Here is a 15,909-nt window from a genome sequence, read left to right on the forward strand (position 1 = left end):
ACCTCGGTAAATTCTGAAAATTCCGCAGGCACAAATTCTACAAACTCAAATTTGAAAGGTACTGCGAATTCCACGAGCAAAAATTTTACAAATAAAAATTCCGCTGGCGTTGCGAACTCTACAAATAAAAATTCTGCAAAAGCCGCTAATTTGGCTAAATTTAAAAATGCGAATTCTGCAAGTGCTTTAAATTCTACAAACGGCATAAATTCTGATAATTCTAAAAGCTTTACAGCAGAAAATTCCCAAAATTCTAAAAATCAGGCAGCTGGTGCGCTTCCTGCCAGGCGTAGAATTTTTGGCTTCATAAAAAATTATGAGTTTTCAAAGCATATTTTGCTGATGATTTTGTTTGCATTTGCCTTTAGCGTGGCGTTTCGCATGTGGTGGGTGCACTGGGCGAGCGGCTTTGTGAACTACTTTTTTTGGGATGGCGAGCTGATGATAAACACAAACGACGGCTACGCCTTTGCAGAGGGCGCGCGCGACCGCCTCGCCGGCTTTCATCAGCCCAACGATCTTAGCTACTTTAGTGCACCGCTTTCGATCGTGACGGCGTTTTTGGCTGAAATTTTGCCCTTTAAAATCGAGACGATCTTCGTTTATCTGCCGGCTTTGTTTAGCTCGCTCATCGTAGTGCCGATATTGCTTATCTCAAGCGAGTTTCGCTGCATGCGCGCGGGCTTCATCGGCGCGCTTGTCGCGAGCGTGGCGAATAGCTACTACAACCGCACTATGGCGGGGTATTACGACACCGATATGCTAAATATCGTGCTTGCGATGTGTATTTTGTGGGCGCTCATCCGTATCTGCACGCGCGGCTCGCGCAGCACGCTGTTTTGGCTGGGCGCGTTTACGATATTTTATATGTGGTGGTATCCGTCCAGCTTTTCACTAAATTCCATGATGCTCGCCATGTTTTTCGCCTACACGCTGATTTTCAAGCGAAAAAGCAGGGTGAATTACGAAGCGATGATTATCATTTTGATCGCGCTTTGCTCCACGCCTTTGGTAGCTAAAATTTTAATCTCGCTTGCGCTATTTTGGCTCTTTGCGTTTAAAGGAAAGCTATTAAATTTTAAAATTTTAGCGATTATCGGCGCACTTGCCGTAGTCTTTTTCGTCGCAAACGGAGGTCTTAGTCCGATCATCTTTCAGGCGAAATTTTATATCTTCCGCTCCTTCGCGGACAACGCCGATACGGCATTTCATTTTTTCAACGTCAATCAAACAATCCAAGAATCTGGCATCGTGCCAACTAATATCTTTATGGAGCGCATCAGCTCGCACGTCGCGGTTTTCGTGATCGCGGCAATCGGATATTTGCTGCTTTGCTTTAGGCATAAGGAATTTTTGCTCTCGATCCCGCTTTTGCTTTTGGGCTTTGCGGCGAACAAAGCAGGCCTTAGATTTACGATCTATGCCGTGGGTGTGATGGGACTGAGCTTCGGATATATTTTGTATTTTTGCGTAAAGCGCTTGGATCTGCCAAAGATCGCGGGGCGCGCGATACTGCTTATTTTAACGGCGCTTGCCATTTACCCCGCATGGCAGCACATCGTCTCGTACAAGGTCGATACGGTCTTTTATCAAAGCGAAGTGCGGGTGCTCGATGAGCTTAAAGATAAGGCGAAGCGCGAGGATTACGCGCTTTCGTGGTGGGACTACGGATATGGCATACGCTACTACAGCGACGTAAAAACCCTCATTGACGGCGGCAAACACCTCGGTAACGATAATTTCCCCGTTAGCTTCGCGCTTTTTAGAGATCAGATGAGCTCTGCAAATATGGCGCGCCTGGATGTCGAATACACCGAGCGCGGATATGGCGAAAAAATTCCAAACAAGCTAAAGCAAATTTTAAAAGACTACAACGCGACCGACGTAAATGATTTTATCTTAAGCTTGGGACTGGCTGATTTTAAGCCACCGAAGCCTACGCGCGACATCTACTACATCCTGCCCGATCGCATGATGAATATCTTCCCCGTCGTCACGCAGTTTTCAAATATCGACATCACCGACGGCAAGCAGCTGGGCGAGCTATTTTTCATAACGAGCGATAGGTTCGTTCAGGATCAAAGCGGCGTGCATATGGACAACGGCTTTTCGATCTCTCCGAATTTGCTTAGTTTAGAATTTAGCGGCAGAAAATTTGCGATCAATACCTTTTACGAAACGAGCTACGACGCGAATGGCAAGCTTTCGGTAAAAGAGTTTAATATGGACAGCAGCGCGCAATTTTACGTGATTTTCATGCGCGATTACGGGCGGTTTTTGCTGATGGATAGAGCGATGCTAAACTCGAGCTACATTCAGCTTTTTGTATTTGAAAGATATAGACCCGAGCTATTCGAGCCTGTGATCTTAAGCCCTGCTGTGAAAGTTTATAAATTAAAGCGCTAGATAAAATTTTGCCGCAAGCTAAGGAGAAATTTATGAAATTTAATCTCGCAACGCCAAGCAAGGAATGCAGCATATGGCTCGCATAGGGTTTTTAAGCCATGCCGATATGAGCTTACATTTCTTTCGCCGCCCGATAATGCAGGCTTTAAAAGAGCGCGGGCACGAGGTTTTTGCAATTGCTCCTCGTGGCGCTTATACGCAGGATTTAGCACGCGATTTTAATGCCGTAACTTACGATCTTGATCGAGCGAGCTTAAATCCGTTTACCGTATTTAGAAACACCAAAGCCCTTGCGCGCGAGCTAAAGAGGCTAAATTTGGACCTGCTGCAAACAGCTGCGCACAAATCAAACGTGTTTGGTACACTGGCGGCTCGAGAGGCGGGTATAAAATATGTAATAAACTTAGTCGAGGGGCTGGGCAGCTTTTATATCGACGATGATATTGAAACAAGGCTTGTGCGAGCGGTTTTGGAGAAGCTTTATAAATTTTCATTTTCGCAGGCGGATGCTTGCGTATTTGTAAACGATGCCGATCCCGATTATATGCTATCTCGCGGGCTTATTGCGAAGCAAAAGGTCATAAGGATTAAAAGCGTAGGCGTAAATACTGAAAGGTTCAACCCCAAAATCGTTAGTGCGGCGGATCTGGGCGAGGATTTGCACGGCAAAAAGATCGTGCTGATGATAGCTCGCGCGATGTGGCATAAGGGCGTGAGAGAATTCTACGAAGCAGCAGAAATTTTAAAAGATCGATCGGATGCAAAATTTGTCTTTGTGGGCGAGGGTTTTGCGGGCAATAAAAGCACCGCTGATCCTGCGTTTTTGCGAAGCGGCGCGGTGCATTATCTAGGCGCCAGAAACGATGTGCCTGAGCTTTTGAAGGCTAGTTACCTACTGGCACTTCCTAGCTACAAGGAGGGCTTTCCGCGCACGGTTTTAGAGGCGATGAGCATGGCGCGAGCCTGCGTGGTGAGCGACTGCAGCGGCTGCGTAGAAGCCGTGCAAGAAGGCGTCAACGGCCTAATCTGCCGCACTCGCGACGCGAATGATCTTGCGCGAAAGATCGAAATTTTATTGGACGATACCGCGCTTTGCGAAAGGCTTGGACGAAACGGGCGCGAGCTGGTGCTTGCAAATTATGACGAAAAGATCGTCACGGAAAAATATTTAGAGGTTTATAGGAAATTTATCGATGTATAGGTGTTTTTTAAAACGCGCGCTTGATTTTACGGCGGCTTTGGTTTTGATCATTTTGGTTTCGCCCGTGATGGTGCTTACGTGGTTTTTGATCCGCAAGCACATTAGCAAAAGCACGATTTTTACGCAATCTCGCCCTGGGCTTGATGAGCAAATTTTTAAAATTTACAAATTTAAAACGATGAGCGACGAGCGCGGCGCGGACGGCGAGCTTCTGCCAGACGAAGAGCGGCTGAACGATTACGGCAAAAAGATCCGCGCGCTAAGCCTGGATGAGCTGCCGCAGCTTTTCAACGTGCTAAAGGGCGATATGAGCTTCATCGGGCCGCGACCGCTGCTGATTGAATACCTGCCGCTTTATTCGCCGCAGCAGAGCCTACGACACAGCGTGCGCCCGGGCATCACGGGGCTTGCGCAGGTAAACGGTCGCAACGCGATCAGCTGGGAGAAAAAATTTGAGTTCGACACGTATTATGCGCAGAATTTAAGCTTCGCGCTCGATCTTAAGATCGCGCTTTTGACGATTAAAAAAGTGCTTGCGAAAGAGGGCGTGAATAAAGAGGGCATGGCGACGACGGAGAAATTTAATGGGCACAACTAAAATTTATGTTTACGGCGCGAGCGGACACGGGCTGGTGGTCGCGGACGTCGCGCTAGCCGCGCACGGGGCTAAATTTAGCGAGGTCGTTTTTTTAGACGACGCGGCAGGGCTGAAATTTAGCGAGGATCTGCCGAAGCATCCCGTAATAATCGCAATCGGCGATAATAAAACCCGCGCAAAGATCCAAGAGAAGGTGGCGCGCGCCGGTTTTGAGATAGTGACGCTAATTCATCAAAGTGCCATCGTTAGCCCAAGCGCCTCTATCGGAGAGGGTGCGGTCGTAATGCCCGGCGCCGTGATAAACGCGCGAGCTAAAATCGGTCGCGGCGCGATAATCAATTCAGGCGTCGTAATCGAGCATGAGTGCGAGATCGGCGAGTTCGCGCACATTAGCCCAAACGCAGCGCTTGCGGGCGGCGTGAAGGTTGGGGCGTTTTCGCACATTGGAATCGGTGCCAGCGTCATTCAGAGGCTAAGTATCGGGCAGCGCTGTATCATTGGCGCAGGCGCTGCGGTCGTGCGCGACATAGCTAGCGACAGCGTAGCCGTAGGCGTGCCCGCTTGCGTGATTAAAAAAAATGGCTGAATTTAAAATTTATAGCATTAAAAGTGATAAAATCCGAGCATTTAAATTTTATACCGAAAGCTAAATTTAGCCTTGCGACGCGCGAGGTTAAATTTAAAGATCAAGGAAGGATAGAGATGGCAAGAGTATTTTTAAGCCCGCCGAATATGGGCGGCGATGAGCTTGAGTATATAAAAAAGGTATTTGAGAGTAACTATATCGCGCCTTTGGGCGAATACGTTAATCGCTTTGAGGACGCAGTGAAGTCCTATACTGGCACGCGCGGCGCGCTAGCGCTAAACGCAGGCACGGCGGCGCTTCATCTAGCGCTTCGCTGCAGCGGCATAAAGGACGGCGACGTGGTGCTTGGCTCCACGTTTACCTTCATGGCGTCGCTAAATCCGATATTTTACGAGCGCTGCGTGCCGGTGCTGATAGACAGCGACGAGAGTTGGAATTTAAGCCCGAAGCTGCTTAAAGAAGCGATCAAAAAATCGCCGAAAAAGCCAAAGGTGCTCGTCGTTACGCATCTTTACGGACAGGCTGCGAAGATGGATGAGATATGCGAAATTTGCGCGAACGAAGGCATTGATGTTATCGAGGATGCCGCAGAGGCGCTGGGGGGATTTTATAAGGGTAAAGCACTTGGTGGTATCGGAAAATGCGGCGCACTAAGCTTTAATGGCAACAAAATTATCACTACCTCAGGCGGAGGAATGCTGATCTCAAACGATGAGGGGCTAGTGGCTAAGGCTAGATTTTTAAGTACCCAGGCGCGCGAGCCGCTGCTTCACTATGAGCACAAGGACTACGGCTACAACTACCGCTTAAGCAACGTCTTAGGCGCTATTGGCGTAGGCCAGATGGAGGTCTTGCCGCAGCGCGTAAAGAGAAAGCGCGAAATTTTTAAAATTTATGAGGATCTGTTTAGGGGCACCGACGTGGAGTTTATGCCTGAAGTCGAAGGTGGCGAGGGCAACAGATGGCTTACAACGCTATTATTTAAACAAAAAGGCGCTCATCTAAAGGTTATCGATGCGCTAAATAAAGCCGACATCGAATCTCGCCCGCTTTGGAAGCCGATGCATCTGCAAAGCATCTTCGCAGGCGCGCTTAGCGTAGTTGACGGCACGAGCGAGGATATGTTTGAGCGCGGAATTTGCCTTCCTAGCGGCACGGATATGAGCGACGAGACGATCGAGCGCGTCGTAAAAATCGTAAAAGAAAACATCTGATGCTGTTAAAACCCACTAAATTTAGCCGCTTCGCGTTTTTTTTGCTAGGAGATATTTTTATCTCGATCCTCTCCGTTTATATCGCGTTTTTGCTGCGATTTAGCGGAGATATACCGAACGAATTCTATAAAGGCGCGCTGCTTAGCGCCTCGAGCCTTACGGCGATTAAAATTTGCTACTTTTGGTTTTTGCGAATCTATCTCGTGCCGTGGAGATTTTTCGGGCTATACGAAGCGAGGAAGCTCTTCTATGCGCACGTGATGGCGGCGATTACCTTTTTAATAGTATTCTTCTTGGCGAGTAAAATTTTTAACCCGTTCCCGCGCTCGGTCATCATTATCGCCGCGGCGATCTCATTTATTTTGATCAGCGGGGTTAGAATTTCAAAGCGGATGTTTCTAAGCGAGAAGAAAAACATCACGAATAACGAGCCCTGCATCGTCGTGGGCGCTACGAGCAAGACCTTTCACGTCCTAAAAGGTATGCGGCAAAAATATATCAACTACTATCCGGTGGGCGTCGTGGACGGGCGGGCAGAGCTAGTAGGGACCTATTGCGAAAACTACGTAGTCAGAGCCAAGAGCGAAATTCCGCAGATGATCAAAGACAGCGGCGCCAAAACCGCGATCATCGCGCTGGCGCTGTATCCGGACGAGCTAAAGCAGCTCTACGACGAGCTTTTTGCGTACGGGTTAAAGGATATTAAACTCTTTTCGCTTTTGGAGGATGAGAGCAAAAAGATCCGCGACGTATCGATCGAGGATCTGCTCGCGCGCAAGCCCAAGGATCTCGACACCAAAGCGATCGAAAATTTTATCAAAGGCAAGATCGTGCTGGTAACGGGTGCGGGCGGCACGATAGGAAGCGAGATTTGCAAGCAGTGCTTGAAATTCGGCGCAAAGCGTCTTATCATGGTCGAGCACAGCGAGTTTAATCTCTACTCGATTAACGAAGCCACCGGCGCGGATGCGCGCAACGAGTTAAAGATGATAAACGTCGTTTATCGCCATGAGCTGGAGGAGGTTTTTGCAGAATTTCGTCCCGAAGTAGTCGTGCACGCAGCGGCGTATAAGCACGTGCCGCTATGCGAGTTTAATCCGCATCTAGCGGTCAAAAACAATGTCGTCGGCACGAAAAACGTAATCGATCTATCCAAAGAATATGGCGCGAAAAAGGTCGTTTTGATCTCGACCGATAAGGCGGTGCGACCGACGAACATTATGGGCACGACGAAGCGTATCTGCGAGCTTTACGCGCTAAATTCCAACGACGCGGCAAGCGATACGCAGATCGTCGCGGTGCGCTTCGGAAACGTGCTCGGCTCAAGCGGTAGCGTCATCCCTAAATTTAAACGCCAGATCGAAGCGAACGAGCCGCTTACCGTTACGCACCCCGAGATTACGAGATATTTTATGCTCGTTAGCGAGGCGTGCCAGCTGGTGCTTCAAGCAGCCTCCATCGCGCGAGGCGGCGAGCTTTTCGTGCTGGATATGGGCGAGCCCGTAAAGATCGCCGATCTTGCCAAGCGAATGCTGCAGCTTGCTGGCAAGGAGGAGCTTGGCATTAAATTTGTAGGTCTGCGTCCCGGCGAGAAGCTTTACGAGGAGCTTTTGATCGACGAAAACGATAAGAGCACGAAGTACCAATCCATATTCGTAACTCACTCCGCAAAATACGACCTGCAAGAGCTAAACTCGCAGATCGAGGAGCTTTCGGAGTGCGAGGACGCGCAGGTCGCGGATAAGCTAAAGCGTATCGTGCCCGAGTTTTCGCACCGATTGAACGATATGAAGGGCACGGCTTGATCGGTATCGTGGATTACGGCGCGGGCAATATCCAAAGCGTGATGAACGCACTTGGCTTTTGTGGCGCTAAATTTTGCCTCGCGCGCAGCCCCGAGGAGCTTTTGAGCTGCGATAAAGCCCTGCTTCCGGGCGTGGGCGCATTCGGCGAGGCGATGGAGAGGCTTCGCGCAAGCGGTATGGACGCCGCGATCAAAGAATTCGTCGCAAGCGGCAGATATTTTTTAGGCATCTGCCTAGGGATGCAGCTTTTGTTTGAACAAAGCGAAGAGTTCGGCGCGCGCAGCGGGCTTGGAATTTTACCCGGTCGCGTCGTGAAATTTGACAAAACGAAATTTAATATTCGGGGGGCGGAATCCGGGTCCGAGGATATGAAATTTAGATCGGGCGGGGCGAAATTTAATTCAGACGAGGCGGAGCCAAGCAATCGTAGCGGACAAAATTTTGCCAGCGCCGAAAGCCTAAAGATCCCGCACGTAGGCTGGAACAGTGCGCATTTTATCAAGCGCTCGCCGATAAACGCGGGCCTAGGCGAGTTTGAGTATCTGTATTTCGTGCACTCCTACCACGTCCTTTGCGCGCGCGAGATCACGCTTGCGACGACGTTTTACGGCTATGAGTTTGCAAGCGCGATCTGGCGCGAAAACGTATTTGCCTTTCAGCCACATCCCGAAAAAAGCCACGATGCGGGCATAAAAATCATTAAAAATTTTACGGAGCTGTGATGGAGATTTTCCCTGCGATCGATCTAAAACAAGGATGCGCCGTGCGCCTTAGCAAGGGCGAGATGCAAAGCGCAAAAATTTATTCCAAGGACCCCTGCGAGCTAGCCAAAAAATTTGAAGATCTCGGCGCTAAATGGCTGCATTTGGTTGATCTCGACGGCGCGTTTGCGGGCGAGGCGGTAAATTTCAAAGCGATCGAGCGGATCGTAAAAAGCACGCGCCTGCGCGTAGAAGTGGGCGGCGGCATCCGCGACGAAGCGCGCATAAAGGAGTATTTGAGCTTGGGCGTCGATAGATTTATCCTGGGCTCGGCAGCGCTTAAAAATAGAGATTTCGTGAAGCAAATGGCGAAGCTTTACCGCATCGTCGTGGGCATAGACGCAAAAGAGGGGCTCGTAGCGACCGAGGGCTGGGCGGAGCTAAGCCGCGTAAAAGCGACCGATTTGGCGCGAGACTATGCGGACGCGGGCGTTTGCGCTATCATCTGCACCGACATCTCGCGCGACGGGATGCTAAGCGGCGTGAATGTAGAATTTAGCCGCTCTATCGCGAAAGCTAGCGGCATCGATACTATCGCAAGCGGCGGCGTGAAAGATATGAACGACATAATCGCGCTTAAAAACGCGGAGCTCATCGCGGGCGTCATCGTCGGCAAGGCGTATTACGAGGGCACGCTCGATCTTAAAAAGGCGTTTGAAGCTCTATAAAAACGCCCGAGCGTAAGCAAAGTTTGAACTAAATTTTAGTAATATGCAAATTTTAAAATTTAAAGGCGATGTGAGGCGATGAAAGATTTTTTTTATGAGATGATCGTAAAAAGCACGAATGCAAGCGAACTTTTTAAAAACTTTGCGTTTGAGCTCGGCGTTACCTGCGTCGAGGAGGATGGCGAGCGTTTCATAATCCGCGACGAAGAGGATCTGCAAAATTTAAAATTTGCGTTTGAAGAGTTTAAAAAGGCGCTCGCGCGATCTCTCAATTTAGACGCCGATCTGCAGATCGAAATTTCAAAAAAGCAAAACAAAGATTGGCTCGATGAGTATAAAAAAGGCGTCGCGCCCGTAGCAGTCGGTAAATTTTACGTCCGTCCGAGCTGGTGCGAAAGTTCGCAAGATCCCGCGCTAATCGATCTTCTGATCGATCCTGCGCTGGCATTCGGCTCGGGCCATCACGAAAGCACCAATATGTGCCTGGCGCTACTTAGCGAACTTACTCGCGCGGGCATGAGCGCGCTTGACGTGGGCTGCGGCAGCGGAATTTTAAGTATCGCAATGAAAAAACTGGGCGCAAAGGTAAGTGCCTGCGATACCGATGAGCAGGCGGTGAGCGCTACGCAGCAAAACGCCGAGAAAAACGGCGTGCATATCGATAAAATTTGGCTCGGCAGCGTTTTAAGCTTGGGTGAGCAAAGCTCAAGCGAAAGCGCACAGCTGCAGTTTGATCTCGTCGTCGCAAATATAATAGCCGACGTGATTTTGATCCTAAGCGCGGATCTGAAAAAAGCGCTGAAACCAGGCGGCAGACTCGTGCTGTCGGGAATTTTAGAAAAATATAAAGATAGGATCGAGCAAGCCTTTTCGGATTTAAATTTCATGCAGATGAAAAAGCAAAACGAATGGCTCAGCTTCGTTTATGAAAGGAAAATATGAATAACAACCCAAATAATCAACCCCCTCAAAACGGCGGCGGAAACAATTTTTTTAATAAAAATCCGATCGGCGTTTTTATAATTTTTGCGCTTATTTTGATAGTGGTGTTTAAAGCGATATCGCCAAGTGGCGGATTTGATAGCGGTGGAGTGCTAGGCTCCGTCTCGGGCGAGAGTAGAAACGTAACTTACTCCGAGCTAAAATCGCAAATCAAAAACTCTCAAGTAAGCATGGTTTCCATCGGAAGCTCCACGATTAAAGCTCAAGTCGGCAACGTAATCTACACCGCCAAGCGCGTGGATGACCCCGAGCTAGTTCAAATTTTAGAATCGCGCAAAATTCCATACGGCGCGTATAACGAGAGCAACTTTTTGACCGATCTGCTCTTTAGCTGGGTTTTGCCGCTCGTGATTTTCTTTGGAATTTGGATGTTTTTAGCCAACCGCATGCAGCGCAATATGGGCGGCGGCGTGCTCGGCATCGGAAGCTCTAAAAACCTGGTAAGCGCCGAAAAGCCGAAGGTTAAATTTAGCGATGTCGCGGGCGTCGAAGAGGCGAAAGAGGAGGTTAAAGAGATCGTAGATTTCTTAAAAAACCCCGAGCGATATATAAGCCTCGGGGCTAAAATTCCAAAAGGCGTGCTTTTGGTTGGACCTCCGGGCACGGGCAAGACGCTGCTGGCCAAAGCGGTCGCGGGCGAAGCGAACGTACCGTTTTTTTCGGTATCGGGCTCGAGCTTTATAGAGATGTTCGTAGGCGTGGGCGCCAGCAGGGTGCGCGATCTATTTGATAACGCTAAAAAACAGGCTCCGGCGATCGTTTTTATCGACGAGATCGACGCGATCGGCAAAAGCAGAACCGCAGGCGGTATCGGCGGGGGTAACGACGAGCGCGAACAGACGCTAAATCAGCTGCTTGCTGAGATGGACGGCTTCGGCTCGGAATCAAGCCCGGTGATCGTCCTTGCGGCTACCAATCGCCCGGAGACGCTGGATGCGGCGCTTCTGCGTCCGGGCAGATTCGATAGGCAGGTTTTGGTCGATAGACCTGATTTTGACGGCAGAATGGCGATTTTGAAGGTGCATATGCGCGACGTTAAATTTGCTCGCGATATCGATATCGAAGAGATCGCGCGCCTTACCGTGGGCTTTGCGGGAGCCGATCTTGCAAATATTATCAACGAAGCCGCGCTTTTAGCGGGTCGCGAGGCAAAGGCGGAGGTCGAGCAAAAAGACCTGCTCGAAGCGATCGAACGCGTCGGTATCGGACTGGCTAAAAAATCGCGCCGCGTAAGCCCGATCGAAAAGCGGATCGTCGCCTACCACGAAAGCGGTCATGCGCTAATTGCGGAGCTTACCAAAGGCGCGATGCCCGTATCGAAGGTGACTATCGTGCCGCGCGGATTGAGTGCCGCGGGCTATACGCTAAATTCTCCGTTTGAAAATAGATATCTGCATCAGCGCCATGAAATTTTTGCCGAGATCGATACGTTTTTGGCGGGACGTGCGGCGGAGGACGTGTTTTTAGGCGAGATCACCGACGGAGCGGGCAACGATTTGCAGCGCGCTACCGATATGCTTAAATTTATGGCCACTCAGGTCGGAATGACTGAAGCTCTCGGGCTTGCGGTGCTAGAAAAGCAGCAGTACTCCTTCCTAAACGGTGGACAGAGCATCAAGGATTACAGCGAGGTAACGGCGGTTAAGATCGACGAATATGTCCGCAAGACGCTGGATGAGCGCTATGCGGCGGTAAAAGAGACGCTAAGAACCTACGCTCCGGCGATCGAGGAGATGGTGAAGGCGCTATATGAGAAGGAGACGGTCTCTGGAGAGCAGATCGTGGAGATCATCTCTAAATTTGAAAAAGATAACAGCATGCCTACCCGGCTGGTGCGAAATTTAGGCGCTAACGACGATATCGAAAGCGCAAAGAGCGAAGCTTAAATTTAAAGCTTCGCGCGCGGTAAGAACTTAGGGCTAAATTTTAAGAAGGTCGCGCTAAAATGCTTTACGCGCGATCCGCGGCATCGAATGAAAAGCGGTGTAAAAATAAAATTTTAAAGAGTAAGAGATGGAAGAGGAAAAGGGAAAATTAATCTACATATTGCCGAATTTTTTCACGGCGGCAAGTGCTTTTTTGGCGGTTATCAGCATAATTTCTACGATCAAGGGCAACTTCAGCGCCGCGATCTTTTATATCATTTTATCCTTGATTTGCGACGGGCTTGACGGCCGCGTGGCGAGGCTAACGCATGCGACATCGAAATTCGGCGTGGAGTTCGATAGCCTTGCGGATATCGTTGCTTTCGGCGTCGCGCCGGCGCTGCTATTTTACTGCGCGGTCGGGCACGATTACGGCAAGGTCGGCTCGCTCGTAGCTGCGCTTTACGTGGTTTTCGGCGCGATCAGGCTGGCGCGATTCAACGTAACTACGGGCACCTACGAGCCTAGCGTTTTTATCGGGCTGCCGATTCCGACGGCTGCGATTACGATGGCGTTTTGGATCGGAATTTATCTAAAATATGAGCTTTCCAAAGGATTTGGGGTATTTTTGATCATCGCAATGGCGGCTCTATCGTTTTTGATGGTAAGCAACATCCGCTTTCCGAGCTTTAAAAAGATCAGTCTAAAACGTCCCAATGCGATTAAAATTTTAGTGCTTCTAATCGTCGTATTTTTCTCGCTTTTATATCTTTTCAAGCTGGAATTCCCGGCGGTGCTCACTTTGGTTTATATCGTTTACGGTTTGGTTCGCGGAGCTTTAAATTTAAGCGCGGCCAAATTTCATAAAAAAGACAAACCCGAGGAAACGGCGAAATAATCTCAAATATGTTTATTATCGCGATTGTTTTAAGTTTGCGCGGCTATAATTTCGCCAAATTTTAACGCTTTGAAAGGATCTGCAATGGACAAAAATAAAATCATAATCTTCGATACGACGCTTCGTGACGGCGAGCAAAGCCCCGGAGCATCGATGAATACGGACGAAAAGATCCATCTTGCGTTGCAGCTTGAAAAGCTGGGCGTAGATGTTATCGAGGCCGGTTTTGCGGCGGCGAGCCCAGGCGACTTTGACGCGATAGAAAAGATCGCTAGCGCTGTTAGCAAGGCTCGTGTCTGTTCGCTTGCGCGTGCTTTAGAAAAAGACATCAAGGCTGCGGGTGAAGCGATAAAGGGCGCAAAGCTCGGGCGCATCCACACCTTCATCGCCACAAGCCCTATCCATATGGAATTTAAACTTAAAATGCAGCCGCAAGAGGTCATAAAGCGCGCCGTAGAGGCCGTGCAATACGCAAAAAGTCTATGCGATGACGTGGAGTTTAGCTGCGAGGATGCGTGCAGAAGCGATATCGGCTTTTTAAAAGAGATCTGCGACGCCGCGATAAACGCCGGAGCCTCCACCATAAATATCCCCGATACGGTGGGTTATCTCTATCCTGACGAGATCACCGCCCGAATAGGTGAAATCGTTAAGCTTATCGGCGAGCGCGCCGTAGTTTCCGTGCACAATCACAACGACTTGGGAATGGCTACCGTAAATTCCTTAGCTGCCATCTTAGCAGGAGCCAGACAGGTTGAGTGCACGATAAACGGTATCGGCGAGCGCGCGGGCAACGCGGCGCTGGAGGAGATCGTAATGGCGATCAAGACGCGCACAGATAAATTTGCGCCGCTTTATACCGATATAAATTTGAAAGAAATTTACCCATCCAGCCGCCTAGTCTCGAGCATTACCGGCATCGAGCCGCAGCCTAATAAAGCGATCGTCGGTAAAAACGCCTTCGCGCATGAAAGCGGCATCCACCAAGACGGCGTGTTAAAACATAAAGAAACCTACGAGATCATGCATGCTGAGGATATCGGGCTTGATAAAAACTCGCTCGTGCTGGGCAAGCACAGCGGCCGCCATGCCTTCAAAGACAAGCTGGTATCTTTGGGCTATGAGCTTAGTAACGAGCAGATTGAGATCGCGTTTAATAAATTTAAAGCGCTCGCTGATAGCAAAAAGGACGTTTTCGACGAGGATATTAGAGAACTCGTAAACGACGAGTTAGTGGGAGCCGAAAAGACCTATGAAGTGCTAGTTTTAAGCTCCAATAGCTGCAATAAAGGACACGCTAGCACAGCGCTTACGCTAAGGTATAAGGATGAAATTTTAAGCGATAGCGCGCTTGGAAACGGCGGCGTGGATGCGATATTTAAGGCGATAGATCGTATCAGCGGTATCAGCGGCAGCCTGAAGGATTATCAAGTAAAGGCGGTCTCACAGGGTAAAGACGCACTGGCGAAAGTAACCGTCAAGGTGGAATTTGCGGACGAGGGCGCCATCATCGGCAGAGGACTTGACGTAGATACGATGCTGGCGTCTGCAAAGGCCTACGTTGCGGTGCTAAATACATATTTGGACGCTAAACGTTAAGATGTTGGCGTGTACGGCGGGTTAAATTTAACGCAAATTCCGCCAGATTAAACAAATCAAAAGCAAAATTTTAATAATATTTCACACTTAAAATGTTGGAGTAGGGGTATTGAGCCGAAACTCGTTTTAAAATTTATTTATGGAGACTTTTATGAAAAAAGTTCTTGTATTGTTATTTGCGCTTTGCGGCGCGGCTTTCGCTAGCGAGCAGCTAAGCGCTTACACTCAGATCGTTTCTTTTTCTGCAATTACCGTTGCAGTCGTTTTAGGTCTAGCCGCTTTGGGTGGCGCGTTAGGTATGGGAAATGCCGCTAGTGCGACGCTTAACGGCATCGCTAGAAATCCGAGCGTAGCTAGCAAGCTATCGAATACGATGTATATTTCGCTAGCGATGATTGAAGCGCAGGTTATCTATGCATTAGTTATTTCATTTATCTTGCTTTTCGTAAATCCTTTTTTGACAGCGGGTTTAAAGGCTGCTGCAAATTAATCAAAAGCCCGAGAAATCGGGCTTCAAACTTATATAATTCAAGGCTTAAGATCAAGCTTTAAAATTTATGCGACCGTGGTGGAATTGGTAGACACGCTATCTTGAGGGGGTAGTGCCGCAAGGTGTACGAGTTCAAGTCTCGTCGGTCGCACCATCTATCAAAATTTTCCCCTATTTTTTTGTTTTTTGAATTTTTAAATAATTTTTTGAGCCCTATTTTTGGGAATTTTGAAATTATTCTTAAAAAATTCTTAGCACCGAAAATCATCAATTCATACATATATTTTAAGAAAAACTACTATATATTAAAAAATTGTATAGTAGCTTTTTTTGCGCTCCTGCCTTGTTAACCCTTTGAGGAAATTCTATAATCTGCCTAAAATTACTATACAAAGGAAGAAAGATGACGGAAGTTTTTACCAAAATCAAGGATAATCCAATTTTCAAATCAGACCCCGACAAAGTAGTCAGGAATTTTATTTTGCCGCAATATAAACGCACTATGGTCGAAGTTTTAGACGATTTCATAGCCGTTAAATTTTATAGCTCGCTAGCTAGAGACGGAACGGTTAAAATACATAGACACTATCACTATACGCAAGGCGGCAAGTTAATCAAGGTTCTAGGCAATGCCGACGAAATAACATTCGAAGGGGCTAGAATATTGTTAATATTCATAATTTGTGCTACCAGTAAATACATGCTCTATGCTGCTCCTAGCGTATAGTTTGGGTTGCTATGGTGCATAAACATATAAGTTTTTGCTTCATTGCCGTTTATGGCAGGTATGGTTACTTTTACAAATTCACCTTCTTT

General features: G+C 48.5%; 14 protein-coding genes and 1 tRNA gene. All 15 read left to right on the forward strand.

The genetic code is table 11. From position 1 onward, the window contains the following. On the forward strand, positions 1-2,406 hold a 2,406-nt coding region (locus Q0095_RS02850), incomplete at its 5' end, for an STT3 domain-containing protein (RefSeq protein WP_297881176.1). 73 nt (positions 2,407-2,479) lie between these two features. Next, complete coding sequence (locus Q0095_RS02855) at positions 2,480-3,607, forward strand: glycosyltransferase family 4 protein (protein ID WP_297881199.1); 1,128 nt, start codon at positions 2,480-2,482, stop codon at positions 3,605-3,607. Continuing rightward, positions 3,600-4,205 (forward strand): undecaprenyl phosphate N,N'-diacetylbacillosamine 1-phosphate transferase, encoded by a 606-nt coding sequence (gene pglC / locus Q0095_RS02860; RefSeq protein WP_297881178.1) that lies wholly within the window; start codon positions 3,600-3,602, stop codon positions 4,203-4,205. The genes Q0095_RS02855 and pglC overlap by 8 nt, the downstream gene beginning before the upstream one ends. Further along, complete coding sequence (gene pglD / locus Q0095_RS02865) at positions 4,192-4,791, forward strand: UDP-N-acetylbacillosamine N-acetyltransferase (RefSeq protein WP_297881180.1); 600 nt, start codon at positions 4,192-4,194, stop codon at positions 4,789-4,791. The genes pglC and pglD overlap by 14 nt, the downstream gene beginning before the upstream one ends. 116 nt (positions 4,792-4,907) lie before the next feature. After that, positions 4,908-6,005, forward strand: a complete 1,098-nt coding sequence (gene pglE, locus Q0095_RS02870) for a UDP-N-acetylbacillosamine transaminase (RefSeq protein WP_297881201.1) — start codon at positions 4,908-4,910, stop codon at positions 6,003-6,005. Continuing rightward, the gene (locus Q0095_RS02875; protein ID WP_297881182.1) at positions 6,005-7,810 is read left to right on the forward strand and encodes a nucleoside-diphosphate sugar epimerase/dehydratase; all 1,806 of its coding nucleotides are present in this window, start codon (positions 6,005-6,007) and stop codon (positions 7,808-7,810) included. Before pglE ends, Q0095_RS02875 begins: the two co-directional genes overlap by 1 nt. Beyond that, positions 7,807-8,532, forward strand: a complete 726-nt coding sequence (gene hisH, locus Q0095_RS02880; protein WP_297881184.1) for an imidazole glycerol phosphate synthase subunit HisH — start codon at positions 7,807-7,809, stop codon at positions 8,530-8,532. Before Q0095_RS02875 ends, hisH begins: the two co-directional genes overlap by 4 nt. Continuing rightward, complete coding sequence (hisA, locus tag Q0095_RS02885; RefSeq protein ID WP_297881186.1) at positions 8,532-9,239, forward strand: 1-(5-phosphoribosyl)-5-[(5-phosphoribosylamino)methylideneamino]imidazole-4-carboxamide isomerase; 708 nt, start codon at positions 8,532-8,534, stop codon at positions 9,237-9,239. Before hisH ends, hisA begins: the two co-directional genes overlap by 1 nt. Before the next feature lie 78 nt (positions 9,240-9,317). After that, a complete protein-coding gene (locus tag Q0095_RS02890) occupies positions 9,318-10,181 on the forward strand; it encodes a 50S ribosomal protein L11 methyltransferase (protein ID WP_297881188.1) in 864 nt (287 codons plus the stop codon). Continuing rightward, positions 10,178-12,127 carry an ATP-dependent zinc metalloprotease FtsH gene (gene ftsH, locus Q0095_RS02895; protein WP_297881190.1) on the forward strand — a complete coding sequence of 650 codons (1,950 nt, stop codon included), beginning with the start codon at positions 10,178-10,180 and terminating at the stop codon, positions 12,125-12,127. The genes Q0095_RS02890 and ftsH overlap by 4 nt, the downstream gene beginning before the upstream one ends. Before the next feature lie 127 nt (positions 12,128-12,254). Continuing rightward, on the forward strand, positions 12,255-13,004 hold the full coding sequence (pssA, locus tag Q0095_RS02900) for a CDP-diacylglycerol--serine O-phosphatidyltransferase (RefSeq protein WP_297881192.1): 750 nt from the start codon (positions 12,255-12,257) through the stop codon (positions 13,002-13,004). 84 nt (positions 13,005-13,088) lie between these two features. Further along, a complete protein-coding gene (locus Q0095_RS02905; RefSeq protein ID WP_297881194.1) occupies positions 13,089-14,603 on the forward strand; it encodes a 2-isopropylmalate synthase in 1,515 nt (504 codons plus the stop codon). A gap of 151 nt (positions 14,604-14,754) precedes the next feature. After that, positions 14,755-15,093, forward strand: a complete 339-nt coding sequence (gene atpE, locus Q0095_RS02910) for an ATP synthase F0 subunit C (RefSeq protein ID WP_177386747.1) — start codon at positions 14,755-14,757, stop codon at positions 15,091-15,093. Between the two features lie 69 nt (positions 15,094-15,162). Further along, positions 15,163-15,247, forward strand: a tRNA-Leu gene (locus Q0095_RS02915). Positions 15,248-15,496: 249 nt separating this feature from the next. Continuing rightward, complete coding sequence (locus Q0095_RS02920) at positions 15,497-15,820, forward strand: hypothetical protein (protein WP_297881197.1); 324 nt, start codon at positions 15,497-15,499, stop codon at positions 15,818-15,820. Positions 15,821-15,909: the final 89 nt, after the last annotated feature.

It is taken from the genome of uncultured Campylobacter sp. (assembly GCF_938045535.1).
Classification (GTDB): Bacteria; Campylobacterota; Campylobacteria; order Campylobacterales; family Campylobacteraceae; genus Campylobacter_B.